This is a genomic window from Streptomyces sp. NPDC033136 (genome assembly GCF_055578235.1).
Window position 1 is genome coordinate 100287 of sequence record NZ_JBVIPD010000018.1, and the last position, 25590, is coordinate 125876.

The window sequence follows — 25590 nt, forward strand, 5'->3', positions numbered from 1 at the left end:
AACGTAGCTGCCCAGTCCTGACATGGCGAGCGGTGAAGGTCACACGAATTCCGATGGGGCAGCGCCCCGCATGATCGGGGCCCGGCGCTCACTGAGGCGGCGCGGTGGACCCCCGAGGCGTCAGTACCGGAGTCGGCACAGGGTGCGACCCGCTCTCACCCCCCGTGACCATCGAGAACAACGTCCGGGCCACCTCCGCCCCGAACCCGTGCACGTCATGGCTCATCGCCGACAGGGTCGGATGCGTCAGCCGGCACAGCTGCGAGTCGTCCCAGGCCAGCAGCGACACGTCCTCCGGCACGCGCAGCCCCATCTCCGCCGCCACGGACAGCCCCGCCACCGCCATGATGTCGTTGTCGTACAGGAGCGCGGTCGGCCGGTCCTGCGGCGCCGCCGTCAGCAGGGACCGGGTGGCCCGCGCCCCCGCGTCGCCCGAGAAGTCCGTCGCCACCTGCCACGCCCCGGCCAGCGCCCCGGCCGCCTCGTCGAACGCCGCCGTCCGGATCGCCGTGTGCCCGAGGTCCGCCGCCCCGCCCACCCGGGCGATCCGCCGGTGCCCGAGCGCCGCCAGATACCGCACCGCCTCCGCCACGGCCGTGGCGTCATCGGTCCACACGGAGGTGAGGTGCCCGGTCAGCGAGGGATGCCCGACCGCGACCACCGGCAGCCCGAGCCGCTCCACCAGACCCACCCGGGGATCGTCGGCCCGGAAGTCGACCAGGATGGACCCGCCGACCTGCCGGCCCCGCCACCACGCCTCCTGGACCCCCATCTCCTCGTCCAGATTCCGTACGAGCCGCAGCAGCAGGGAGCAGGAGTGCTCGGCCAGCACGCTCTCGACGCCCGAGACGAACTCCATGTACCAGGGCTCCAGCCCGAGCATCCGCGCCGGCCGGCACACCGCGAGCCCCACCACGTCAACCCGGGAACCGGCCAGTGTGCGCGCCGTGAGGTTCGGCGTCCAGCCCAGCTCCCGCGCCGCCCGGAAGATCCGGTCCCGGGTGGCCTCCGACAGGCCCGGCTTGTGGTTGAAGGCGAGCGACACGGCACCCTTGGAGACGCCGGCGCGCGCGGCGACGTCCCTGATGGTGACGCGAGGGGTCGGCGTTGCCGTCATCGAGTGGGCTCCACGCAGTACAGGGCCGAACGAGCGGTCCGGGCGTTAGGAGTCTGCCAGCCGTGCACCCCGATGGTCACCTCTTCGCCCGGCAGCAGTGTGACGAGCCCCCGGTCGGCGCGCGCCCCCGGATCCAGCCGGTCGGCCTGGAGCAGCAGGTCCCGCACCAGGGTGCGGGCGGTCACGGTGATGCCGCCCGGGGCGAGCGCCACATCGAAGTCCGGCCGCGGGTAGGGGATTTCGTGATCCGGCGCCGGGAAGTGCAGCGCCCGCAGCCCTTGCCCGCGCTCGACTTCGCTCGAGCGGGGGGACGTCCACGCGTCCGCGTCCGCGACGAGGAACTCCCTCGGCCCCGCGGGCGTCAGCTCGTGCGGCACGTCGACCCGCGCCACGGTCCGCGCCCCGGCCGCCAGTTCCACACCCGCTTGCCCCAGTACCTCGCCCTCGACGGACATCCGCCGCAGGGTCAGCGTCCCCGTCCAGTCCCCGGCCGCCTGGTTCACGGCGGCCAGCACCAGCCGGCCGTCCGCCGCCCGCAGAGCGAGCAACCGGTCCGCGTAGAGCCGCTTCAGCTCGTGGTACAGCGGCTTCTCGCGCCCGTCCCCGTCGATCGCCGCCCACGAGGTCACCGGCCAGCAGTCGTTGAGCTGCCAGACGATCGTGCCCGCGCACACCGGCCAGTGGGAGCGCCAGTGCTCGATCCCGGCCGCGACCGCCCGGGCCTGGTTGAGTTGTGTGAGGTAGTGCCACCGGTCGAAGTCCTTCTCGGGCACGGCGAAATGCCGGGCCAGTCCTCGTTCCAGCTTGCCGTTGCCGTCGTCCGCCTTCTGGTGGTGCAGCATGCCGGGGGAGTCCGGCGCGAGTTCCTCCCCGGGCAGCGCCCGCCGCAGGGTGGCGTGGGCGGGCGGTGCCTGCCAGCCGAACTCGGCGACGAACCGCGGCACGCTCAGCCGGTAGTCGGCGTAGTCCTCCCGGTTCCACACCTCCCAGGAGTGGTGTGTGCCGTGGTCCGGGTCGTTCGGGTGGTGCCGCCAGGACCCCGACCACGGACTGCCCGCCGTGTACGGCCTGGTCGGGTCCGACTCGGCCACCACGCGCGGCAGGACGCCCAGGTAGTAGCCCTCGCCCCAGGAGTCCCCGGCCAGCCGTGGCTCCCACCCCCAGTCCCGGAAGCCCCACAGGTTCTCGTTGTTGCCGTTCCACAGCACCAGCGACGGATGCGGCATCAGCCGTACGACGTTCTCCCGCGCCTCGGCCTCCACCTCACCGCGCAGCGGCTGCTCCTCCGGGTAGGCCGCGCACGCGAACGGGAAGTCCTGCCAGACCAGCAGACCGAGTTCGTCGCAGGCGTCGTAGAAGTCCTCGCTCTCGTAGATCCCGCCGCCCCAGACCCGTACGAGGTCCACGCCCGCCCCGGCGGCCTGCTCCAGGCGCTCCCGGTAGCGTTCGGGAGTGATCCGGGACGGGAAGACGTCGTCGGGGATCCAGTTGACGCCCCGCGCGAAGAGCCGCTCGCCGTTGACGACCAGGGTGAAGCCGGTGCCGTGCGCGTCCGGCCGCTGGTCCAGATCGACGGTCCGGAACCCGATCCGCCGCCGCCACACGTCCAGCGCGTCACCGTCGTGCAGCAGCGTCAACTCGACGTCGTACAAGGGTTGTTCGCCGTACCCGCGCGGCCACCACAGCTCCGCGTCCGGCACCCGGAGCCGTACGGTCCCGCCCGCGCCCTCGAGCTCCGCGCGGGCCCGCACCCCGGCGACGGTCGCCTCCACGGCGAGGGGCGCCTCGACCCGGGTCCGCTCGACGTCGACCACCAGCTCGACGATGCCCACGCCCTCTTCGACGGTGACCAGCGGGCGCACCCGGGCGATCCGGGCCGTCGACCAGTGCTCCAGGCGCACCGGCCGCCAGATTCCGGCCGTCACCAGGGTCGGCCCCCAGTCCCAGCCGAAGGAGCAGGCCATCTTGCGCAGGTACTGGTAGGGCTCGGCATAGGCGGCGGGCCGCTCGCCGAGCCGCCCGCGCACCGCCTCGGCCTCGGCGTACGCGGAGACGAACCGCACGGACAGCCGCCCCGACAGGCCCGTCACATCGAACCGGTACGAGCGGTGCATGTTGCGCGTCCTCCCCAGCAGCCGCCCGTCCAGCGAGATCTCGGCGACGGTGTCGAGTCCGTCGAAGACCAGGTCGGTCTGCTCCTGGCAGGACGAGCCGCTCAGCTCCCGCTCGTACGTCCAGTCCCGGCAGCCCACCCACGCCACCTCGGTCTCGTTCCGTCCGAGGAAGGGGTCCGGGATCACCCCGGCCGCCATCAGGTCGGTGTGCACGCACCCCGGCACGGTGGCCGGCAGTGTGTCCGACCCGTGCCGCAGGATCCATCCGTCGTCGAGCGGTGTGGCCTCCAGCATGCGCACTCCCTTAACCGGTTCAGTGAAGAGTCGTGTGTGCGTTTCGCATCGATGGCGGGATTGCGACTTTACCGGTTGAGGAGGCGCTGCCAGAGTTCCGAACCAGCCATACCGCACGTGCTCGTCCGTCCCGAGTTCCCCTCCGCGAACGGAGCTGATGCACATGAACCGCCGTACCGTCCTCGCCCTGGCCGCGGGCGCCGCCCTGCTCGCCTCCGGCTGCACCGGCACCTCAGGCTCCTCGAAGGGCGCCGATGCCGAGGCGCCCGACGATCCCTCCAAGGTCAGCGGGACCATCACGGTCCTCACCCACCGGACCGACCTCGTGCAGGACGGGACGATGAAGAAGTACGCCGCAGAGTTCGGCAAGACGTATCCCCGCGTGAAGGTCGAGTTCGACGCCATCACCGACTACGAGGGCGAAGTCAAGATCCGCATGAACACGGAGAACTACGGCGACGTCCTCATGATCCCCGGTGTGATCGAGAAGAAGGACTACCCCAGGTTCTTCGCCTCGCTGGGCAGCCAGGCCGAGCGGAGCAAGAAGTACCGCTTCACCGACTACAGCACGGTCGAGGGCAAGGTCTACGGCCAGAGCCCGCTCGGCGCGGTCCCGGGGTTCGTCTACAACAAGAAGGTGTGGCAGCGCGCCGGGATCACCGACTGGCCCACGACACCGGACGAGTTCCTCGACGGCCTGAAGGCGATCAAGTCGAAGACCGAAGCGGTCCCGTACTACACCAACTTCAAGGACATGTGGCCGCTCACCCAGTGGACGCAGGTCAACGGCTCCGTCAGCTGCGACGAGCAGGCCACCACCAAGCTCGCGGAGGGCAACCCCTGGGCCGAGGGCGCCGACCTGCGGACCGCCGACACGCTGCTGTACGGCATCGTGCGCCAGGGCCTCGCCGAGAAGGACCCGACGACCACCAACTGGGAGGCGTCCAAGCCGAAGCTGGCGAAGGGGGAGATCGCCACCATGTGGCTCGGCTCCTGGGCGGTCATCCAGATGCAGGGCGCGGCGAAGCAGGCGGGCGCCGACCCGGACGACATCGGGTTCATGCCCTTCCCCGCCCAGAAGAACGGCACGTTCTGCGCGACGGTGCTGCCCGACTACAGCCAGGCCGTCAACGTCCACTCCAAGAACAAGGCGGCGGCCCGCGCCTGGATCGACTGGTTCACCGACAAGTCCGGATACGCGGCCGACAACCTGGCCCTGTCCCCGCTCAAGGACGCCCCGCTGCCCGAGGTGCTGGCGCCGTACGAGGAGAAGGACGTGCGGATCCTCGACCTCGACGACGCCTTGGGCGCCGAGGTGAAGTCCATCGACAACCAGTCCGAGGTCGGCATCAACAAGCCCGACTACCGCCAGGACCTCGTCGACCTCGCCCGCGGCGCCCGCAAGGGCAGCCTGGACGACTTCCTGAGCGGCCTCGGTGAGAAGTGGACCGAGGCGCGGAAGAACCTGGGGTCCTGATGACCGACACCACCCGGAAGGCGGCGCGGCCGGTCCCACCGGCCGCGCCCGCCGGGCCGGCACCGCCGTCCCCCCTGCGCAGGCCGCGGCGTTGGCGGGGCGGCACCACCCCCTGGCTGTTCCTGATCGCCCCGCTGGTCCTGCTGATCGCCTTCACCTACGCGCCGATCGTCAACATGATCGCGTACAGCTTCACCGACTGGGACGGCGTCAGTCCCGAGCTGCAGTACACGGGCACCGGGAACTACGCCGAACTCTTCACCCGCTCCGAGCTGTTCGAGGTGTTCCTCGTCAGCGGCTACTACCTCGCCGCGTCCGTGGTGCAGATCGTCGCCGCCCTCTACTTCGCCACCGTCCTGAGCTTCAACGTCCGCTTCCGTAACTTCTTCAAGGGCGTGCTCTTCTTCCCGTACCTGATCAACGGCGTCGCGATCGGTTTCGTCTTCCTGTACTTCTTCCAGGACGGCGGCACCCTCGACTCGATCCTGAGCGTCTTCGGCTACGACGGCGACCGCGCCTGGCTCGGCACCCCGGCCTCGGCCAACGTCTCCCTCGCCGGTGTCTCCGTCTGGCGCTACATGGGCCTGAACTTCGTCCTCTTCCTCGGCGCGATCCAGTCCATCCCGGGGGAGCTGTACGAGGCGGCCGAACTGGACGGGGCGAACCGCTGGCAGCAGTTCCGCCACATCATCGCGCCCGGCATCCGGCCCGTGCTGAGCCTGTCGGTGATCCTTTCCGTCTCCGGGTCGCTGTCCGTCTTCGAGATCCCGTACATCATGACCGGCGGCGCGACCGGCACCGAGACCTTCGTGATCCAGACCGTGAAGCTGGCTTTCCAGTTCAACAAGACGGGCCTCGCCTCGGCGGCGGCCGTCGTGCTGCTGCTGATCATCCTGGCGGTGACCTGGGTGCAGCGGCGCCTCGTCCCGGACGACAAGGTGGACCTCGTATGACCCGCCGCACCGTGGCCCGCGCTGCCGTGTACCTGTCCCTGGTCCTCGCGACGCTGGTCGTGCTGCTGCCGCTCGCGGTGGTCTTCCTGACCTCGCTGAAGACCTCCGGGGAGATGGCCGGCGACAGCGGCGCCCTCACGCTGCCCGGCGACCCGCTCAACTTCGGCAACTACGTGACGGCGTTCCAGGACGGGCGGATGCTCTCGGCCTTCGCCAACACGGCGGTCATCCTGGTCGTCGCCATCGGCGGCACGATCCTCATCGGCTCGATGACGGCCTACGCCATCGACCGCTTCCGGTTCCGCTTCCGCAAGCTCGTCCTGGCCCTGTTCCTGGTCGCCGCGCTGGTCCCGGGGGTGACGACCCAGGTGGCGACCTTCCAGATCGTCAACAGCCTCGGCATGTTCGACAGCCTCTGGGCGCCGATCGCGCTCTACATGGGCACCGACATCGTCTCGATCTACATCTTCCTGCAGTTCGTCCGCTCGATCCCCGTCTCGCTGGACGAGTCGGCCCGCATCGACGGCGCCAACGCCTTCACGGTCTACCGGAAGGTCATCTTCCCGCTGCTGAAGCCCGCGATCGCGACGGTCGTGATCGTGAAGGGGATCAACGTCTACAACGACTTCTACATCCCCTTCCTCTACATGCCCTCCGAAGATCTTGGCGTGATCTCGACGTCCCTGTTCCGCTTCAAGGGCCCCTTCGGAGCCCACTGGGAGACCATCTCGGCGGGCGCGATCCTCGTCATCGTCCCGACGCTGGTCGTCTTCCTGCTCCTCCAGCGGTTCATCTACAACGGCTTCACGCGAGGTGCTACCAAGTAGGGGCCTTCCTTCAAGCCTCCTTGACGGACAGAGCCTCCACCAGCACGGGAGTCACCTGCTCGATCTGCCACGGCCGCGCCCCGTACCCGGCCAGCGCGGCCGCCACGGACTCGGCGTCGACAACCGCCGGCGGCTCCCAGCAGACCCGGCGAACCGTATCGGGGGTGACCAGGTTCTCCTGCGGCATGCCGAGCTGCTCGGCCAGCGCCGAGACCCCCGCCCGGGCCGCGGACAGCCGAGCCGCGGCGACAGGGTCCTTGTCCGCCCAGGCCCGCGGCGGCGGAGGCCCGGTCACCGACTGCCCCGGCTGCGGCAACTGCGCCTCGCTCAACGCCTTGGCCCGGTCCACGGCCGCCTGCCACTGCTCCAGCTGGCGCTTGCTCATCCGGTGTCCGAAACCGTTCAGCGTGGCCAGCGCGTGCACGTTGGCCGGAACCGCCAGCGCGGCCTCCACGATCGCCGCGTCCCCGAGCACCTTGCCGGGCGAGACGTCCCGCCGCTGCGCGATCCGGTCCCGGGTCTGCCACAGCTCCCGTACGACGGCCAGCTGCCGCCGCCGGCGCACCTTGTGCATGCCGGACGTACGCCGCCAGGGGTCCTTGCGCGGCTCGGACGGCGGGGCGGAGGCGATCGCGTCGAACTCCTGGTGGGCCCACTCCAGCTTGCCCTGCCGGTCCAGCTCCTTCTCCAGGGCGTCGCGCAGGTCGACGAGCAGCTCGACGTCCAGCGCCGCGTAGCGCAGCCACGGCTCGGGCAGCGGGCGGGTCGACCAGTCGACCGCGGAGTGCCCCTTCTCCAGGACAAAACCGAGCACGCCCTCCACCATCGCGCCGAGGCCGACCCGGGGGAACCCGGCGAGCCGCCCGGCCAGCTCCGTGTCGAACAGCCGCGTGGGCACCATGCCTATCTCGCGCAGGCACGGCAGGTCCTGCGTGGCGGCGTGCAGCACCCACTCGACGCCGGACAGGGCCTCGCCGAGGGCGGACAGGTCGGGGCAGGCGACGGGGTCGACCAGAGCCGTCCCGGCGCCCTGGCGGCGCAGTTGGACCAGGTAGGCGCGCTGGCCGTAGCGGTAGCCGGACGCCCGCTCGGCGTCGACAGCGACCGGGCCGGAGCCCGCCTCGAAGGCGGCGATCATCCGGGCCAGGGCAGCATCGTCCGCGATCACGGGCGGAATGCCCTCACGTGGTTCCAGCAAAGGGATCGGCGCCTCCGTAGCAGAAGATCCGCCGTCGTCCGGAGGAGCGCCTCCGGTGGTTCGCAGTGAGCTGTCTGCTGCGGTCTCGTGGGCGTCGGTCACCTGTCAAGGGTATCCGTACCGGCGAATCGCTGACCTGCCCCTATGCATACGAGCCAGGCTGACCAGCGAAAACAAGCCTCGGCGAATCTCATCGTTTCGCAGCGTTTCCTGCTGCCATGGTATGGGAACGCGCCACGCCGCACGAGATGTTCACGGTCTGACCTCGCGCCATCGGACTGCCAGCCCATGCCCCGGTACCAGCCGTCCCGTGTCGAAGCCGCCCGCAGGGCCGTCGCGTCCAGGTTGCGCGCAGTACGGCTGGACGCCGGTCTCACGGGGCGCACGAGCTGGCCGTCCGCTGCGAATGGAACAAGTCCAAGACGTCCCGCATCGAGGGCGCCAGGACCGCGCCGTCGGATGCGGATATCAGGGTTTGGCGCAGGGCGTGTGGAGCCGACGACCAGGCCGCCGACATCATCGCCGCATCGCGCACGGCCGACTCCATGCGCTGCCTCCCTATCGAGCAGGGGCCCAGACACCGGTGGCGGCCGTATCGCGGACGTAGTCGGCGAAGTCTCGGGGCGGTCGGCCGACAGCGCGGTAGACACCATCACCAAGTCGGGCCCTGCGACCGTCGAAGACCTCGGCCATAAGATCAGCCAGCGGCTCCGCGAGCTGCGCCGGTGTCCCCTTCTCCTTGAGAGCGGCGGAGAATCGTTCCTTGCTGATTGCCTGGTACCGGACTGTGCGCCCGATGGCCTCGCCGATCTCTGCGACCGCTTCGGCGAACGTCATAAGCCGTGGACCGGTCACGTCGTATGTCTCATGGACGTGACGGTCTTCGGTGAGAGCCGCGGCCGCGACGTCAGCGATATCCTCGGCGTCGGTGAACGGCTCTGCCACCTCGCCGGCCGGCAGTGCCACCATGCCCGCCCGCACCGCGCCGGTGAGGACGTCTTCGCTGAAGTTCTGAGCGATGAAGCCGGTGCGCACGATGGTCCACTCGGCACCCGATGCGCGCACTGCCTGCTCGCAGCGCTCAGCCTCGCTTGCACCACGGTCAGCCAGCAACACCAGCCGCGTCACGCCGCAGCGCACCGCTTGGTCGGCGAACGACCCTACCGCCTCCGCGGCCCCGGGAAACGCGGCGTCCGGGTGATATGCCACGTACACCGTCTCCACCCCCTGCAGCGCGGGCGCCCAGGTTGCCTTCTCCTGCCAATCGAAGGGTGGCGTCCCCTTGCGGGAGCCGACCCGAACCGGCAGATCCCGCGCGGCCAGACGCTCGACCACACGCCGCCCGGTCTTGCCCGTCCCGGCCAGAACCAGCGTCTTCTTGCTGCTGTTCGTTGTACTCATACCGCTAGTACACGCCACCACGAGACAGACGCTGAATAGCTGAGAAGCTCGATTTCGTGCTTGAGCGTCTAACCTAGGGTCCCATGGATGCACTGTCCGGCCTCTTGGTCGGCCCCAGAGCCCGGGGCGCCTTCATCCTGCGTTCCATCCAGAGCCCGCCCTGGTCAGTCCGGGTGGAAGACGCGGCCCCGCTGACCGTCGTGGCCCTCGCTCACGGCGCGGCCTGGATACTCCCCGAGGCCGGCGCGGCCAGGCGCCTCAGCCCCGGCGGCGTCGCGCTGATGCGCGGGCCGGACCCCTACACCTTCGCCGACACGCCCTCCACGCCCGTCCAGACGGTCATCCGCCCAGGCCCCCATCGGGTGACACCGTCGGGTGAACACCTGCGCGAGGTCGTTGATCTGGGCCCTCGCACCTGGGGAAACGACGTCCCCCGCGATGCGACCGTGATGCTGATCGGTAAGTACCAGATGACCGGCGAAGTCAGCCACAGACTCCTCCGTGCTCTGCCGCCGGTGCTGGTCCTCCCTCATCATCCTCAGCGCCTCATCGATCCGGTTGTCGGGTTGCTCGCCGAGGAAGTCATCCGGGAGGAACCTGGTCAGCAGGTCGTTTTGGACAGGCTGCTGGACCTGCTCCTGGTCACCTCGCTCCGAGCGTGGTTCGCGCAGGCCGAGACGGGAGCCCCGGCCTGGTACCGCGCCCTGTCCGACCCTGTCGTGGGCCAGGCGCTGCGCCGCTTGCACAGCGATCCCGCCTCGCCCTGGACGGTGAGCGTCCTCGCGTCGGAAGTCGGGGTCTCTCGCGCAACTCTCGCCCGCCGCTTCACACAGCTCGTCGGCCAAGCGCCGATCGCCTACCTCGCCGACTGGCGGCTGGACATGGCCGCCGACCTGCTCCAGGAACCAGAAGTGACGATCGATGCCGTGGCTCGACAGGTCGGCTACGCAAGCGCCTCCGCCCTCAGCACCGCGTTCAAACGAGAACGCGGGATCACCCCGCAACAGCACCGGACCCGGTTCCACACAAGAAGCGGAGCAGCGAAACGGCTCCCATGAATGGGATGCCGCTGCCGCCGACGACTGCACCAGGCAGCGTCAACTGCCCTGGACGGTCCTCGTGTTGCCACCAGTAGCCACGGGCCCCTGCCCGGGAGCAGCGGGTGCCGTCGGCGACCAGCAGCGCCCAACCACAGAAAGTTTCTCCGGGGGGAGTCTGGGGGGGTTCCTTGTGGAAAAACCAGGATCCGGGGACCTGTGTGGGGGGGTGGGGGGGGTGGTTGGGAAACGGGGTCCCCTGGGGGGGGATTTTTTGTTTGCTGGGCGCCCGGGGGTCGTAAACCAGTCAGGTCGGGGAAGTGGCGGGTTCACGAACCGTGAGTGACATGCACGGGACCCACGGTCGGGCCCGTTCACGTGAGTGAATGATCACGAAGGGTCAACATGGAGCGGTTCAGTGGATGATCCCGGTCCGCAGCGCCACCGCGACCATCCCGGCACGGTCGCCCGTGCCGAGCTTGCGGGCGATCCGGGCGAGGTGGCTCTTGACGGTCAGTGCGGACAGTCCCATCGAGACGCCGATCGCCTTGTTCGACTGGCCTTCCGCGACCAGCCGCAGCACCTCCACCTCGCGGCCGGACAGCTCGCGGTAGCCGCCCGGGTGGCTCGGGGCGCCCGGGGGGCGGCGGTGCAGGCGCGCGGCGGCGGCGCCGATGGGAGCGGCACCCGGCCGGGTGGGGAGCCCGACGTTGGTACGGGTGCCGGTGACGACGTAGCCCTTCACACCGCCCGCGAGGGCGTTGCGCACGGCGCCGATGTCGTCGGCGGCGGAGAGGGCGAGCCCGTTGGGCCAGCCCGCGGCGCGGGTCTCGGACAGCAGGGTGAGGCCGGAGCCATCCGGCAGGTGGACGTCGGCGACACAGATGTCGCGGGGGTTGCCGATGCGGGGACGAGCCTCCGCGATGGACGAGGCCTCGATGACATCGCGCACACCGAGCGCCCACAGGTGGCGGGTGACGGTGGAGCGGACGCGGGGGTCGGCCACGACCACCATGGCGGTCGGCTTGTTCGGGCGGTAGGCGACCAGGCTTGCGGGCTGCTCGAGGAGAACGGACACCAGGCCTCCTGGGGTGCGGGACGGGGCCGGCTCGTGGGGGTGAAGCCGGGACGAACCGTGCTTTCAAGGTCACAGTCGTCTTCGGCACCGAACCCGTCCGCCTTTAGAGAATGATCACGAATCGGTGATAACAATCCGTGCAATTCGGACACGCGGTCGATCATTCGAAGGCCGGACGGTTTCGGTCTGCGTCGGTACGCGGTCGAAAGTGGCCGTATCGACAAAGTGATTCGGCCAAGAGGGGGACTCAGGTGTGATCGTCGACAGGGCATGGTTGACCGCCCCGTACAGGTTCGGTCAGTACGGGGTCAGTGCGGGGTTTGTGCGGGTTTGTACGGGGGCGGAACAGTTTCGATCAGCGGGACTGCGGTCCCCGCCGCTGGGGCAGCGTCACCACCGACGCGTCGCCGGGCCCGGCCGGCGGCAGACCCGCGACCTGGGCGAGCAGATCGCACCAGGACGCCAGGTGCGCGGCCGTGTCCGGCACCCCGCCCAGGCCCTCGCGCGGCGTCCACGACGCACGGATCTCGATCTGCGAGGCGGCCGGGCGCGCGGACAGCCCGCCGAAGTGGTGGGAGCTCGCCCGCGTGACCGTGCCGCTCGGCTCCCCGTACGTCAGCCCGCGCGCCTGCAGCGCGCCGGTCAGCCAGGACCAGCACACCTCCGGCAGCAGCGGGTCCGCGGCCATCTCCGGCTCCAGCTCGGCGCGCACCAGCGTCACCAGCCGGAAGGTGCCCCGCCAGGCGTCGTGCCCGGCCGGGTCGTGCAGCAGCACCAGCCGGCCGTCTGCCAGGTCCTGGTCGCCGTCGACGACCGCGGCCTCCAGTGCGTACGTGTGGGGGGCGAGCCGCTTCGGCGGGGGCGTCGGCTCGACCTCGATCTGGGGCCGCAGCCGCGCCGCCCTGAGCGCCTCGACGGCGGCCCGGAAGGGCAGCGGGACGGAGTCCGCCTCCCGTCGGTCGTTCTCGGTGTCCTTCGCTTCGTCCATTCCGCCAGTGCCGTCCGACAGTCGTCCCTGAGCCGCAGCCATGCGGGAAGGTTACGGGGACCGGAGCCCGGGCGCCGGGCTAGACACCCCGCGCCTGTCCAGGGGCTGAATCACGCCCCTCGGGGGCGTGCGAAACTTGGCCCCGTGAGTGCCAACGACGCCCCCCGGGCCCAGCAGCCGTCCGCCCCGTACGACTCCGCCTTCCTCAAGGCCTGCCGGCGCGAGCCCGTGCCGCACACGCCGGTGTGGTTCATGCGGCAGGCCGGGCGCTCACTGCCGGAGTACCGCAAGGTGCGTGAGGGCATCGGGATGCTCGAGTCCTGCATGCGGCCCGAACTGGTCACCGAGATCACGCTCCAGCCGGTGCGCCGGCACGGCGTCGACGCGGCGATCTACTTCAGCGACATCGTCGTCCCGCTGAAGGCCATCGGTGTCGACCTCGACATCAAGCCCGGCGTCGGCCCGGTCGTCGAGCGCCCGGTCCGCACCCGCGCGGACCTCGCGCAGCTGCGTGACCTGACCCCCGAGGACGTCTCCTACGTCACCGAGGCCATCGGCCTGCTCACCCGCGAGCTCGGTGCCACGCCCCTCATCGGCTTCGCCGGCGCCCCCTTCACCCTCGCCAGCTACCTCGTCGAGGGCGGCCCGTCCCGCACGTACGAGAACGCCAAGGCGATGATGTACGGCGACCCCGAGCTGTGGGCCGACCTCCTCGACCGCCTCGCGGACATCACGGCCGCGTTCCTGAAGGTCCAGATCGAGGCGGGCGCCTCGGCGGTCCAGCTGTTCGACTCCTGGGCCGGGGCGCTGGCCCCCGTCGACTACCGGCGCTCGGTGCTGCCGGCGTCGGCGAAGGTCTTCGACGCCGTGGCCGGTTACGGCGTTCCGCGCATCCACTTCGGCGTCGGCACCGGTGAGCTGCTGGGCCTCATGGGCGAGGCCGGCGCGGACGTCGTCGGCGCCGACTGGCGCGTGCCGCTGGACGAGGCGGCCCGTCGCGTCGGCCCCGGCAAGGCACTCCAGGGCAACCTCGACCCGACCGTGCTGTTCGCCCCGACGGAGGCCGTCGAGGCCAAGACCCGCGAGGTCCTGGACTCCGCGGCGGGCCTGGAGGGCCACGTGTTCAACCTCGGCCACGGCGTCATGCCGGCCACGGACCCGGACGCGCTGACGCGGCTGGTGGAGTACGTGCACACGCGGTCGGTCCGATAGCCGGCCGGGCGGCAGTGCCGTGAGCCATGGCACTGCCGCCCGAGGGCCGGTTCCTGTCACGCCGTCATGCGTCGGCCCGCTCCTCTGCCGCGCGGGCCGAGGCCCGTCGCGCCGCGCGTTCACGCCGCCAGTTGCCGAACAGCGGGGCCACGATGGAGAGCACCGCGACCGCGAGCAGGGCGGCGGAGATCGGCTTGGTGACGAAGGTGCTGAAGGAGCCGTCGGAGATCAGCAGCGCCTGACGCATGGACTTCTCCATCAGGCCGCCCAGGATGAGCCCCAGGATGAGCGGTGCCGCGGGGAAGTCGTTGGCCCGCATCAAGAAGCCGAGCACACCGAAGCCGAGCAGCAGCCACAGGTCGAACATGCTGAAGGACTGCCCGTAGACGCCGACCACGCAGAAGACCACGACCAGCGGCAGCAGCAGCGTCTGCGGGGTCTTCAGCACCTTGGCGAACAGCGGGATCAGCGGCAGGTTGAGGATCAGCAGCACGATGTTGCCGATGTACATGCTGGCGATGACACCCCAGAACATGTCCGGGTTCTCGTTCATCAGCAGCGGGCCCGGTTGCACGCCCAGCACCAGCAGCGCGCCGAGCAGCACCGCCGTCGTACCCGACCCGGGCACGCCCAGGGTCATCAGCGGCACGAAGGAGCCGACGGCGGCCGCGTTGTTGGCGGACTCGGGGGCGGCGACACCCTTGATGCTGCCCTTGCCGAATGTCCTGCCGCCGTCCTTGGCCAGCCGCTTCTCGAAGGCGTACGACATGAAGGAGGCGATGGTGGCGCCCGCGCCCGGCAGTACGCCGATGAAGAAGCCGAGGACCGAGCTGCGCCCGGCGGGGCCGCTCATCTCCTTGACCTCGCTCCGGTTCAGCCGGAGCGAGGAGATCGTCCCCGCCTTGCCGCTGTCCTTGCCGCGGTTCATCAGCATGACGAAGACCTCGGCCAGCGCGAACACACCCAGGGCCACGATCAGGAACTCGATGCCCTCGAACAGTTCGATCTGCCCGAAGGTGAAGCGCTGGGTGGAGGTCTGGGAGTCGATGCCGATCAGGGCGATCATCACGCCGACGGTGCCGGAGATCAGGCCCTTGACGAGGTTGTTGCCGGCGAGTGAGACCACGGCGGTCAGACCGAGGAGCATCAGCGAGAAGTACTCGGCCGGGCCGAAGCTGGTCGCGACCGCCGACAGCGAGGGCGCGACCAGCATCAGGCCGATCACGCCGATCGTGCCGCCGGTGAAGGAGGCGTACGCGGCGATCGCCAGCGCCTTGCCCGCCTTGCCCTGACGGGCCATGGGATAGCCGTCGAAGGACGTGGCCACGGTGCCCGCCACACCGGGGGCGTTGAGCAGGATCGACGAGGTCGAGCCGCCGAAGATCGCGCCGTAGTACACCCCGGCGAGCATGATGATCGCCGAGACGGGGTCCATGGTGAAGGCGATCGGGATCATCAGCGAGATCGCGCTGATCGGGCCCAGGCCCGGCAGCATGCCGATGACCGTGCCCATGAGTACGCCGAGGAAGACGTAGAGGAGGTTGGCCGGGGTGAGGGCCACCCCGAAGCCGTCGATGAGTCCGTTGAGAGCGTCCATGCCGTATGTGCCTCAGTCTCCAGGTCAGAAGGGCAGCGGCCCGGTCGGCAGGGCCACGTCGAGCCCCTCGGACATGGCGAGGTACAGCGACAGTGCCACGCCCACGCCCACCAGCACGCTCACCCAGTGCCGGGCGAAGCCCAGGTACCAGGCGGTGCCGACCACGAAGAGGCTGGTCGAGATCACGAACCCGAGCGGCACGAACAGCGCCACGTAGAGGGCGATCGCGATCAGCAGCACGGCCGGCTCCAGCCGGGGGTCGGAGAGGCGGCCGACGCGGGGCCGGCTCGTGGCCCCGTCCTCCTCCGCGTCCGGCGCCTCCGGCGCGGCCTCCGTGCCGGCGGCCGCGCCGTCCTGCCCCGCGGCATCCCGCGGCTCGGACTTCTGGAAGAACAGGGCCACGCTCAGGGCGATCAGCGCCAGGCCCAGCCCCTGGGGCAGGGTGCCGGGCTGCACCGGCACCTCCACCGCCGTGAACTCGGGGATGCTGAACGCCCCGACCGTGTAGGCCACCGCCACCAGGCCGAGTACGACCGCGAGGGTGCGCTGAGAGAAGCGGAAGTGATGCATTGTCCTGCCGTCCCCGCCGATTACTTCTTCAGGCCGACGTCGGTGAGGATTCCGCTGAGCGACTCGTTCTGCTCGTCGAGGAACTTCCCGAACTCGGCGCTGCCGAGGAAGGCGTTGGTCCAGCCGAGCTTCTTGCTCTCCGACGTCCAGGAGTCGTGCTCGACCATCTTCTCGTACGCGTCCTCGTAGTAGGCGACCTGGCTCTCGGTCAGCCCCTTGGGCCCCATCACTCCGCGCCAGATGTCGAAGACGTAGTCCACGCCCTCCTCGGTGAGGGTGGGCGCGTCCGGCAGGATCGCGGAACGCTCCTCGGTGGACACGGCGAGCACCCGCACGTCGCCGGACTTCGCCAGGCCGGTCACCTCCGAGGCTCCGGCGACGGCCGCGTCGGTGTGCCCGCCGAGCAGCGCGGTCATGGCCTCGCCGCCGCCGTCGAAGGGGACGTACTTCACCTGCGCGGCGTTCACGCCGGCTGCCTGGACGGCGCCCGCGAGGCCGACGTGGTCGAGGCTGCCAGGGCCCGAGCCGCCCGCGACGCTCAGGCTCTTCGGGTCGGACTTCAGCTTCGACGCCAGGTCGTCGAAGGTCTTGTAGGGCGAGTTCGCCTTCACCACGTAGGCCAGCGGCTCGGTGTTGAGCCGGGCGATGGGCGTGAAGTCCTTGTGCGTCTGCTGCGACTCGCCGGCCAGCGGCACCAGCAGGATGGGAGGGCTGGTCACGAAGAGCTTGTGCGGGTCGGCCTGGTGCTGGGCGATGTACGACCAGCCGATGGCGCCGCCGCCACCGGGCTTGTTGACCACCCGCATCTGTCTGTCGACGAGATTCGCCTCGTCCAGCACCCGGGCGCTGGTGCGGGCGAGGGTGTCCCAGCCGCCGCCGGTGCCCGCGGGGGCGACGTACTCGATGGGCTTGGTCGGCTTCCAGGCGCCGTCGCCACTGGCGCCGGTGGCCGCCTGCTCGCCGCACGCGGCGAGCAGCAGAGTGGCCGAACCGGCGGCCACGGCCGCCGTGACTGCTCGGGGGGCTGAGCGGAACACGCTTCCTCCAGCTGTGCACTCGGGTGTTTCCGGGGTCTCGCGGTGTCGAGGCGTCATGGAAACAGTGCGAGGCATGGCCGAAAAGAGAGGTTGAGCGTTGTGGAGCTATTGGCCCTAACGAACGTTGTGGAACCAGCCGTCGATAACTTTCGTAACTTCTGTTCACTCCTCGGGGGTGTCGCACATCCGGCATTGATGCGGTATCACCTTTGCTCGACCTGGTGACTGTCTTTGCAATCTCATGCACAATGCGCTGGGCATCAGAGAGGTCTCGGGTGTCCTCTGCCGCGGTCTGCCGCCGAGTACAACGAAGTCCGGGCGGAAGGGAGTCACCATGATTCGTGTACTGGTCGTCGACGATGACTTCATGATCGCCCGCATCCATCGCAAGCTCGTGGAGCGCGTTGCCGGGTTCACCGTCGTCGGAGAGGCACGCAACGGCGCGGACGCGTTGCGGGCGGTGCGCGAACTGGGCCCCGATCTGGTGCTGCTCGACCTCTACCTGCCCGACATCGGCGGTCTCGACGTCCTGCGCGAGCTGCGCGCCGGGGAGACCGCCGGGGCCGAGGTCGACGTGATGGTGGTGACGGCCGCGCAGGAGGTCGACACCGTACGCGGCGCGCTCCGCCAGGGCGCCGTCCACTACATCATCAAACCGTTCGACACCTCCGTCCTGGAAGAACGTCTTCAGCAGTACGCGCGTCAGCGGCGCGAGCTCGCCGACATGGCGATTCCCGAGCAGGGCGACGTCGACCGGGTCTTCGGCAAGGCATTGCCCGGTCCCAGCGACCATCCGGCCCCCCGCACGAGCGGCGCGCCGCCCGGCCTCCCGGCCGGGGCCGCGTTCCCGCCCGCCGTTCCCGCCTCCGCCTCAGCCCTCACCGGCCCGGCTGCCGTACCGACCAGGCTGCCCAAGGGCGTCACCGAGCAGACCGCCGAGCTGGTGCGCCGTAACCTCTCCTCCGCGCAGGCCGAGGGCCTGTCCGCCTCGGAGTGTGCCGGGGCCACGGGGCTGTCCCGGGTCAGCGCCCGCCGCTATCTGGAGTTCTTCGTCTCCACCGCCCAGGCCCAGGTCTCCCTCCGCTACGGCACGACCGGCCGTCCCGAGCGCCGCTACCACTGGCTGGCCGGACCGTCCCGTCCTGCGGACGTCGAGCACGGCTGACGCCGAGCCGCCCGCCAGGTGTGCCGGGGCCGGGCCTGCCTGGGAACAGCAGACCGCGCGACCGCGGCGGCGTCCCGGGCCATCGGCCGGGCGCTCGCCACGTCGGCCGGGCAACCGACGACATCGCGGCACACGCCCGGTGCCCGTGCCGGAAACGCCCTCGCCGGACGAGTACGCCGCCCGCAGCACGAACCACAGGCCCCAGCACGATCCAGTCGGCAGCCGCGGCGGCAGGAAGATCTGGAAGCGGACGGGGACCCGGGCCCTCGGATGCCGCACCGTCCAGGCGCCGAGCACCCCGGCGACCGCTCCCGAGGCGCCGATCAGCGGTGCGCCCGAGCCGGCGTCGAGGACCGCGCAGGCACGACGCGGCCGTCTGCGTCGGCGACCCCGTCAAAGACGTCCGCGGTGCCCCACGCCGCACATGTGCCCGGGGCGGAGTGCGTGAATCGGCCCTCCCGCTGAACGCGGCCGCACGGGCGTGCGTATGTGTTGGCAACCGCCCGCGGCGCGGGGAAGGCGGGTCGCGGGGCCGACGTGAGGAACAGGCGATGAACGACCGAGTTACTCCTCCCATGCACGCACTGCCGGACGGCGAGGCGGAGCTGACGCTGGTGGTGCGGATCCCCTGGGAGGACGTGGCCCGGCTCGGCCAGGAGGCCGGGCGGCTGGCGACCCAGATGCGGCGGCCCGTGACGCTGGAGGAGGCCGTGAGCCACCGGTTGCGGTCGACCCGGGTCGCCGCGCACGCGAAGCCGGCGGGGGAACAGCCGCCGGCGGTGACGGCCGCGCCGGCCTCGGTGTCGTCCCTGCCGTCGCGGCCGCCGGCGGAGCAGGCGCGGCAGGCGATCGACCGGATCACCGGCACGGCGGGGACCGCGTAGGGGCTTCGCCGTGGGGGTGCGTGTGCGTCGCCGGGTGCGGGACGTCTGCGGCTCGTCGCGCCCACGCGGCCGAGCCGCACCTTGATACAGCCCCGCGCCCCTGACGGCACGCTCCCACCCCGCCTCACCTCACAAGGAACCGCGCACCTTCGCCGCCGCCTTGCGGGCTGCCACCAGGACCGGGTCCCAGACTGGGGAGAACGGTGGGGCGTAGCCCAGGTCCAGGGCCGTCATCTGTTCCGCCGTCATCCCTGCCGTGAGGGCCACCGCCGCGATGTCGACTCGCTTGCCCGCGCCCTCCCGGCCGACGATCTGGACGCCGAGGAGGCGGCCCGTGCGGTGTTCGGCGAGCATCTTGACCGTCATGGGGGAGGCGTTCGGGTAGTAGCCCGCCCGGCTGGTCGACTCGATGGTGACCGATTCGAAGCGGAGCCCGACGCGGTGGGCGTCCTTCTCGCGCAGGCCCGTGCGTGCGATCTCCAGGTCGCAGACCTTGCTGACCGCGGTGCCGACGACGCCCGGGAACGTGGCGTAGCCGCCGCCGATGTTGGTGCCGATCACCTGGCCGTGCTTGTTGGCGTGGGTGCCGAGCGGGATGTGCCGCTCCTGGCCGGAGACCAGGTCGAGGACCTCGACACAGTCGCCGCCGGCCCAGAGGTCCTCGTGGCCGCGCACCCGCATCGAGCGGTCCGTGAGGAGACCGCCGTGCGGGCCGAGGGGGAGGCCGGCGGCCTGCGCGAGGGCCGTCTCGGGGTGGACGCCGATGCCGAGCACGACGACGTCCGCCGGGAACTCCGCCTCCTGTGTGGCCACCGCCCGGACGCGGCCGTCGTCGCAGGTGAGGATCTTGGTGACCTCCGCGTCGTTCACCATCGTGATGCCCAGGCCCTTCATGGCCTCGTGCACCAGGCAGCCCATGTCGGGGTCGAGGGTCGCCATGGGCTCGCTGCCGCGGTTGACGACCGTCACCTCGTAGCCGCGGTTGATGAGCGCCTCGGCCATCTCCACGCCGATGTAACCGGCCCCGACGACCACCGCCCGGCGGCCACGCGTGCGTTCCAGCGTGTCGAGCAGCGCCTGGCCGTCGCCGAGCGTCTGCACGCCGTGCACCCCGGGGGCGTCGGCCCCGGGCATGTCCGGCCGGATCGGCCGGGCGCCGGTCGCGATCACGAGCTTGTCGTACGACGTCCAGGACTCGGCGCCGGAGTCGACGTCACGCGCGCGTACCCGCTGCCGGCCGAGGTCGAGCTCCGTGACCTCGGTCCGCAGCCGCAGGTCGATGGCCCGCGCGCGGTGTTCCTCGGGGGTGCGGGCGATGAGCTGGTCCCGGCCGGTGACGTCGCCGCCCACCCAGTACGGGATGCCGCACGCCGAGTACGACGTGAAGTGGCCCCGTTCGAACGCCACGATCTCCAGCTCGTCCGGGCCCTTCAGACGGCGGGCCTGCGACGCCGCGGACATGCCCGCGGCGTCGCCGCCGATGACGACCATTCGCTCCCTGCGTGTACGGCTCATGCTCATGCGAACACGCTACGGGAGCAGGGCGTTTCAGTCCCGCTCGCCCGGCTCCCGAGCGGGCGCCTCGGGCGCCGGGCGGGCAGTCGGCAGCGGGCCCAGCGCGCTCGTCCTGGGAGCGGGAGAGGGAGCGGGCTGCGGGCGGCGGGAGAGGCGGGGGCGCAGCACGCGCAGCCACAGCAGCACGAGGACGGCCGCCACCGCCGCGAACGGCAGGACCGCGCCGAGGGCCACCGCGAGCCAGCGCAGCATCGTCAGGAACGCGGCCCAGCCGCCCGCGAGCGCGTCCAGGAACCCCGGTTCGCCGTCCTCGGCGGCCTCCTTCACCGGTGTCGCGGTCAGCGACAGGGTGATGGTGGCCAGGCTGGTGCGGTCCTTCAGGGACGCCTGCCGGGCGAGCAGCGCCTCCAGGTCGGCCTGACGGGTGCTCAGCTCGCCCTCCAGGGTCACCACGTCGCTGAGCTTGGTGGCCCGGTCCATCAGCTCGCGGATCCGGGCCACGCTGGAGCGCTGCGTCTTGATCCGGCTCTCCACGTCCACGACCTGGTCGGTGACGTCCTCGGCCTTCGCGCTGCGGTCGAGCAGCTTGCCGGAACCCTCCAGCCCGGCGAGGACCTCGTCGTACTTCCCGACGGGCACGCGCAGCACGACCCGGGTGCGCTCGCGGCCCTCCTCGTCCCGGGTGGTGGTCTCGTTGCCGACGTAGCCGCCCGCGTTCTCGGTGCCGGCGCGGGCCTGTTCCAGGGCTTTCGGGACGTCCTTGACCTGCACGGTCAGCTCGGCGGTGCGGATGATGTGGCTCGCGGTGAGCTGGGGCTGCGCGGTCGCCCGGGCCCCGCTTCCGCCGCCGGGGGCGGCCTCCTGCGCGCCGGCCTTGTCGTCCGCCGGCGCGGCGACCCCGCGGTCGGCGGCGGAGCTGCCGGCGGAGTCCTCGCCGCCGGCGCCGCACCCGGCGAGGGTGAGAGCCGCGGCCAGCAGGAGCGCGGCCAGGGCCGGGGCCGGCCGGTGGGCAGGTCGTCGTGTGCGCATGCGGGTGTCCCCCCGGGAGAATCGATGTCGGCTGACGCTTCTTCGACGCCCGGACGGCGCCGGAGGTTTGGCCCGGGACGGTTCCGATGCGGTCACGGTCGGGACTCGTGCGGGACACCGGGGCGCGGGATCGCCGTCAGCGGGGTCTGAGAGGCTGGGGCCATGCGCGAAGTTCAAGCCCGTGCGGGCACGGGGCAGGTCGTCGTCATCGGGGCGGGTATCGCGGGGCTGGCCGCTGCGCACCGGCTGCTGGAGCGCGGGGCGCGGGTGACCGTGCTGGAGGCCTCCGAACGGGTCGGCGGCAAGCTGCTGCCGGGGGAGGTCGCGGGTGCGCGCGTGGACCTCGGCGCCGAGTCGATGCTGGCCCGCCGTCCCGAGGCGGTGGCGCTCGCCCGCGAGGTGGGCCTCGCCGACCGCCTCCAGCCCCCGGCCACGGCGACCGCCTCGCTCTGGACCCGCGGCGCCCTGCGCCCCTTCCCCAAGGGGCATGTGATGGGCGTGCCCGGCACCGCGTCCGCCCTGGCCGGCGTGGTCTCCGAGGAGGGCCTCGCCCGCATCGAGCGGGACGCCGAGCTGCCCCGCACCGAGGTCGGCGACGACGTGGCCGTGGGGGAGTACGTGGCGGAGCGCCTCGGCCGCGAGGTCGTCGACCGCCTGCTGGAGCCCATGCTGGGCGGGGTGTACGCGGGCGACGCGTACCGCATCTCCATGCGCTCGGCCGTCCCGCAGCTCTTCCAGGTGGCCCGGACCCACACCTCCCTGACGGAAGGGGTCCGCGAGCTCCAGGCCAAGGCCGCCGCGGCCCAGCAGACCGGCCCGGTGTTCATGGGCATCCGGGGCGGCATCGCCACCCTGCCCCTCGCCGTGGCGGACTCGGTCCGGGCGCGTGGGGGCGAGATCCTGACCGGGACGCCGGTGACGGAGCTGCGTCGCACCCCCGAGGGCGGCTGGAAGGTCCGCTCCGGTGAGCGGGAGTGGCTCGCGGACGCCGTGGTCCTCGCCGCCCCGGCCCCCGCCGCCGCCCGGCTGCTGCGCGCCGAGAACCCGGGGGCCGCCGCCGAGCTCGACGGCGTCGAGTACGCCTCCATGGCCCTGATCACCCTCGCCTACCGCCGCTCCGAGACGGCCCTGCCCGACGGCAGCGGCTTCCTCGTGCCGCCGGTCGACGGGCGCACCATCAAGGCGTCCACCTTCGCCTCGCAGAAGTGGGGCTGGATCGCCGACGAGAACCCGGACCTCGTCGTCCTGCGCACCTCCGTCGGGAGGTACGGGGAGACGGAGATCCTCCAGCGGGAAGACACCGAGCTGGTCGACGTCTCCCGGCAGGACCTGAAGGCGGCGACCGGCCTCGACGCCACACCCGTCGCGATCCGCGTCACCCGCTGGGACGACGGTCTGCCCCAGTACCCCGTCGGCCACCACGCGCGTGTGGCCCGCGTCCGCGAGCACATCGCCCGCCTCCCCGGCCTCGCGGTGTGCGGCGCCCCCTACGACGGCGTCGGCATCCCGGCCTGCATCGCGAGCGCGTACGCCGCCGTCGACCGGATCCACGGTGACCTGTGCGGTGTGCAGGAGCTCACCGCACACCCGGTGCAGAGTCTGCACGGCGGAGCAGGAGAATAAGGCCATGAGCAACGACGCCCCCACCCCCGAGTCCGGCCGGGTCCCGAACAAGGGCAAGCTGGCCAAGGACCTCAACGAGGTCATCCGCTACACGCTCTGGTCCGTCTTCCAGCTGAAGGACGTCCTCCCCGAGGACCGCGCCGGGTACGCCGACGAGGTCCAGGAGCTGTTCGACCAGCTCGCCGCGAAGGACGTGACGATCCGCGGCACGTACGACGTCTCGGGCCTGCGCGCCGACGCCGACCTGATGGTCTGGTGGCACGCGGAGACCAGCGACGCGCTGCAGGAGGCGTACAACCTCTTCCGCCGCACGAAGCTGGGCCGCGCGCTCACGCCGGTGTGGTCGAACATGGCGCTGCACCGCCCCGCCGAGTTCAACCGCTCGCACATCCCGGCGTTCCTCGCCGACGAGACGCCCCGCGACTACGTGAGCGTCTACCCCTTCGTGCGCTCCTACGACTGGTACCTGCTGCCCGACGAGGACCGCCGCCGCATGCTCGCCGACCACGGCAAGATGGCCCGGGGCTACCCGGACGTGCGGGCCAACACGGTCGCCTCGTTCTCCCTCGGCGACTACGAGTGGCTCCTCGCCTTCGAGGCCGACGAGCTGTACCGCATCGTCGACCTCATGCGCCACCTGCGCGCCTCGGAGGCCCGTCGGCACGTCCGCGAGGAGGTCCCCTTCTTCACGGGCCGCCGCAAGGACATCGCCGAGCTGGTCGCGGGTCTGGCCTGATCAGCGGGCCGTCCTCCCGGCCCCGGTCTCGTCCGGGGCCGCCGGCCGCGGCGCGGCTCCCGGCGCCGGCTTCGTCTGCGTGTCCGGCTCGGGTTCGGTGTCCGGCTTCGACTGTGTGTACGGCTTCGGCTCGGCGTGCGGCGCGCACTGCGCGTGCCGCCCCGGCAGCCGTCCCTCCAGCAGATACGCCTCCATGTGCCCGTTGACGCAGGCGTTCGGCCCGCCCGCCAGGCCGTGGGCGCCGGCGTCCCGCTCGGTCACCAGGACCGAGCCGGCGAGGCGGCGGCGGAGTTCCAGGGCGCCGTCGTAGGGCGTGGCCGCGTCCCGCTCGGCGGCCAGGATCAGTGTCGGTGGCAGCTCGCCCGGCCCGGTGCCGACGTCGAGCGGTTGCTGCCGGGGCGCCCGCCAGTAGGCGCACGGCAGGTTCGTCCAGACGTTGTCCCAGGTCTCGAAGGGCGCCACCCGCGCGAGCCGGGTGTTGTCCCGGTCCCACTCCTCCCAGTCGGTCGGCCAGGGGGCGTCGTTGCACTCGACGGCGACGTAGACCGCGCGTGAGTTCTCCGCCTCGACGGCGGCCTCCGGATGCCGCTCCGCCTGCTCGATCAGCGGCCCCGGGTCGCCCCTGAGGTACGCCGACAGCGCGTGCGCCCGGTGCGGCCACTGGTCGTCGTAGTACCCGGCCTGCAGGAACGCCCCCTGCAACTGCGCGGGCCCCACCTTCCCGCCCGCCGGCTCGACGGCCAGTCTCGCGCTCGCCCGCTCGTAACTGCGCCGCACCTCCCGGGCGGTCCCGCCCAGTCCGTACACGGCGTCGTGCCGGGCGATCCACTTCCGGAAGTCCCGCCAGCGGCCCTCGAACGCCGCCGACTGGTCGAGGTTGTTGCGGTACCAGATCTGCTCCGGGTCGGGGTCGACCGCCGAGTCGAACACCATCCGCCGTACGTGCGCGGGGAACAGCGTCGCGTACAGGGCGCCGAAGTACGTGCCGTACGACGACCCCATGAAGGTCAGCCGCTCCTCGCCGAGCGCGGCGCGCAGCACGTCGAGGTCGCGGGCGTTGTTCAGCGAGTGGTAGTGCCGCAGCGCGCCGCCCGCCCGCTCTGCGCAGCCGCGCGCGTACGCCTTGGCCTGCGCGACGCGTGCCCTCTTGAACGACTCGGAAGGGTGCGTCGGCGCCTGTGTCGGCCCCTGGAAGAACTGCTTCGGGTCCTTGCAGGACAGCGGCGCGGAACGGCCGACGCCGCGCGGGGCGTAGCCGACGAGGTCGTACGCGGCGGCGATCCGCTTCCACTCGGGGAGCAGGCCGATGAGCGGGAAGTACAGGCCGGTGGCGCCCGGGCCGCCGGGGTTGTAGACCAGGGCGCCCTGCCGGGGGACCTCACGCCTGCCGTGCGGGTCCTTGCGCGTGGCCCGGGCGCGGCTGACGGCGAGTTCGATCTGCTTGCCGTCCGGCCGGGCGTAGTCCAGCGGGACGGTCACCGTGCCGCACCGCATGCCGCCCGGCAGGTCCTGCGCGTCGGGGCACGGGCCGAAGTCGACACCGGCCGCCTTCGCCCGCGCGGCGGCCACGGCGGTGCCGCGCATCTCGGCCGCCCCCGTCCGGTCCTCGGCCTCCGGGGCCGCGGTGAGGGCGCTCAGCAGCAAGGACCCGGCGGCCGGGTAGAGGAGGGCGGCTCTCATCGTGTGTCCCTTCGGTGCACGGTGGTGACGAAAGGGATGTTTCGTTCGGCACGGGGGG

The 25590-nt window shown here is 71.5% G+C and carries 21 protein-coding genes and 1 pseudogene; 10 read left to right on the plus strand and 12 right to left on the minus strand.

The features are described from left to right. Positions 1-88 precede the first annotated feature (88 nt). Together ACZ5TL_RS28270 and ACZ5TL_RS28275 are read right to left on the minus strand one after the other, a co-directional pair. Entirely contained in the window at positions 89-1117 is a 1029-nt protein-coding gene (locus ACZ5TL_RS28270) for a LacI family DNA-binding transcriptional regulator (RefSeq protein ID WP_468593261.1), read from the minus strand. Next, positions 1114-3525, minus strand: coding sequence for a glycoside hydrolase family 2 protein (locus ACZ5TL_RS28275; protein WP_468593262.1), 2412 nt, complete (start codon positions 3523-3525; stop codon positions 1114-1116). Before ACZ5TL_RS28275 ends, ACZ5TL_RS28270 begins: the two co-directional genes overlap by 4 nt. A gap of 163 nt (positions 3526-3688) precedes the next feature. Between ACZ5TL_RS28275 and ACZ5TL_RS28280 the strand changes: the two genes are divergently transcribed. The 3 genes from ACZ5TL_RS28280 to ACZ5TL_RS28290 are packed head-to-tail and all read left to right on the plus strand — an operon-like array spanning position 3689 to position 6782. Continuing rightward, entirely contained in the window at positions 3689-5002 is a 1314-nt protein-coding gene (locus ACZ5TL_RS28280) for an ABC transporter substrate-binding protein (protein WP_468593264.1), read from the plus strand. Beyond that, positions 5002-5955, plus strand: a complete 954-nt coding sequence (locus ACZ5TL_RS28285) for a carbohydrate ABC transporter permease (protein WP_468593266.1) — start codon at positions 5002-5004, stop codon at positions 5953-5955. Before ACZ5TL_RS28280 ends, ACZ5TL_RS28285 begins: the two co-directional genes overlap by 1 nt. Beyond that, positions 5952-6782: a carbohydrate ABC transporter permease gene (locus ACZ5TL_RS28290; RefSeq protein ID WP_468593268.1), complete on the plus strand. Its 831-nt coding sequence runs from the start codon at positions 5952-5954 to the stop codon at positions 6780-6782. The genes ACZ5TL_RS28285 and ACZ5TL_RS28290 overlap by 4 nt, the downstream gene beginning before the upstream one ends. A 10-nt stretch (positions 6783-6792) precedes the next feature. Here ACZ5TL_RS28290 and ACZ5TL_RS28295 read toward each other — a convergent pair whose 3' ends face one another. Then, positions 6793-8082 (minus strand): ribonuclease D, encoded by a 1290-nt coding sequence (locus ACZ5TL_RS28295; RefSeq protein ID WP_468593269.1) that lies wholly within the window; start codon positions 8080-8082, stop codon positions 6793-6795. Positions 8083-8369: 287 nt separating this feature from the next. On the opposite strand from ACZ5TL_RS28295, the pseudogene ACZ5TL_RS28300 reads away from it, so the two are divergent. After that, a pseudogene (locus tag ACZ5TL_RS28300) lies at positions 8370-8426 on the plus strand (hypothetical protein); the annotation flags it as partial. 112 nt (positions 8427-8538) lie between these two features. On the opposite strand, the gene ACZ5TL_RS28305 reads toward ACZ5TL_RS28300, so the two are convergent. Then, entirely contained in the window at positions 8539-9381 is an 843-nt protein-coding gene (locus ACZ5TL_RS28305; RefSeq protein WP_468593271.1) for an NmrA family NAD(P)-binding protein, read from the minus strand. A gap of 83 nt (positions 9382-9464) precedes the next feature. Here ACZ5TL_RS28305 and ACZ5TL_RS28310 point away from each other — a divergent pair, with 83 nt between their 5' ends. Then, complete coding sequence (locus ACZ5TL_RS28310) at positions 9465-10439, plus strand: AraC family transcriptional regulator (RefSeq protein WP_468593273.1); 975 nt, start codon at positions 9465-9467, stop codon at positions 10437-10439. Between the two features lie 394 nt (positions 10440-10833). Here ACZ5TL_RS28310 and ACZ5TL_RS28315 read toward each other — a convergent pair whose 3' ends face one another. Together ACZ5TL_RS28315 and ACZ5TL_RS28320 are read right to left on the minus strand one after the other, a co-directional pair. Then, on the minus strand, positions 10834-11496 hold the full coding sequence (locus tag ACZ5TL_RS28315; protein ID WP_003993737.1) for a response regulator transcription factor: 663 nt from the start codon (positions 11494-11496) through the stop codon (positions 10834-10836). Positions 11497-11851: 355 nt separating this feature from the next. Beyond that, positions 11852-12526 carry a DUF3000 domain-containing protein gene (locus ACZ5TL_RS28320; RefSeq protein ID WP_468593275.1) on the minus strand — a complete coding sequence of 225 codons (675 nt, stop codon included), beginning with the start codon at positions 12524-12526 and terminating at the stop codon, positions 11852-11854. Between the two features lie 102 nt (positions 12527-12628). Between ACZ5TL_RS28320 and hemE the strand changes: the two genes are divergently transcribed. Then, positions 12629-13696 carry a uroporphyrinogen decarboxylase gene (gene hemE / locus ACZ5TL_RS28325; RefSeq protein ID WP_468593276.1) on the plus strand — a complete coding sequence of 356 codons (1068 nt, stop codon included), beginning with the start codon at positions 12629-12631 and terminating at the stop codon, positions 13694-13696. Between the two features lie 64 nt (positions 13697-13760). Here the strand turns inward: hemE and ACZ5TL_RS28330 are convergent, their stop codons facing one another. The 3 genes from ACZ5TL_RS28330 to ACZ5TL_RS28340 are packed head-to-tail and all read right to left on the minus strand — an operon-like array spanning position 13761 to position 16900. After that, on the minus strand, positions 13761-15293 hold the full coding sequence (locus tag ACZ5TL_RS28330; RefSeq protein WP_468593278.1) for a tripartite tricarboxylate transporter permease: 1533 nt from the start codon (positions 15291-15293) through the stop codon (positions 13761-13763). 24 nt (positions 15294-15317) lie between these two features. Further along, positions 15318-15863, minus strand: a complete 546-nt coding sequence (locus tag ACZ5TL_RS28335; RefSeq protein ID WP_468593280.1) for a tripartite tricarboxylate transporter TctB family protein — start codon at positions 15861-15863, stop codon at positions 15318-15320. A 20-nt stretch (positions 15864-15883) separates the two neighbouring features. Then, positions 15884-16900, minus strand: coding sequence for a tripartite tricarboxylate transporter substrate binding protein (locus ACZ5TL_RS28340; RefSeq protein WP_468593281.1), 1017 nt, complete (start codon positions 16898-16900; stop codon positions 15884-15886). 334 nt (positions 16901-17234) lie between these two features. On the opposite strand from ACZ5TL_RS28340, the gene ACZ5TL_RS28345 reads away from it, so the two are divergent. Both ACZ5TL_RS28345 and ACZ5TL_RS28350 read left to right on the plus strand, forming a co-directional pair. Beyond that, positions 17235-18065, plus strand: a complete 831-nt coding sequence (locus ACZ5TL_RS28345) for a response regulator (RefSeq protein WP_468593283.1) — start codon at positions 17235-17237, stop codon at positions 18063-18065. A gap of 551 nt (positions 18066-18616) precedes the next feature. Continuing rightward, complete coding sequence (locus ACZ5TL_RS28350) at positions 18617-18949, plus strand: hypothetical protein (RefSeq protein WP_468593284.1); 333 nt, start codon at positions 18617-18619, stop codon at positions 18947-18949. 129 nt (positions 18950-19078) lie between these two features. Here ACZ5TL_RS28350 and ACZ5TL_RS28355 read toward each other — a convergent pair whose 3' ends face one another. After that, positions 19079-20470, minus strand: a complete 1392-nt coding sequence (locus tag ACZ5TL_RS28355; RefSeq protein ID WP_468593286.1) for an FAD-dependent oxidoreductase — start codon at positions 20468-20470, stop codon at positions 19079-19081. Positions 20471-20497: 27 nt separating this feature from the next. Next, the gene (locus ACZ5TL_RS28360; RefSeq protein WP_468593287.1) at positions 20498-21493 is read right to left on the minus strand and encodes a DUF4349 domain-containing protein; all 996 of its coding nucleotides are present in this window, start codon (positions 21491-21493) and stop codon (positions 20498-20500) included. A gap of 162 nt (positions 21494-21655) precedes the next feature. On the opposite strand from ACZ5TL_RS28360, the gene hemG reads away from it, so the two are divergent. After that, complete coding sequence (hemG, locus tag ACZ5TL_RS28365; RefSeq protein WP_468593289.1) at positions 21656-23116, plus strand: protoporphyrinogen oxidase; 1461 nt, start codon at positions 21656-21658, stop codon at positions 23114-23116. Positions 23117-23120: 4 nt separating this feature from the next. Continuing rightward, positions 23121-23852, plus strand: coding sequence for a hydrogen peroxide-dependent heme synthase (gene hemQ, locus ACZ5TL_RS28370; protein ID WP_468593290.1), 732 nt, complete (start codon positions 23121-23123; stop codon positions 23850-23852). Here hemQ and ACZ5TL_RS28375 read toward each other — a convergent pair whose 3' ends face one another. Then, entirely contained in the window at positions 23853-25532 is a 1680-nt protein-coding gene (locus ACZ5TL_RS28375; protein WP_468593291.1) for an alpha/beta hydrolase, read from the minus strand. Positions 25533-25590: the final 58 nt, after the last annotated feature.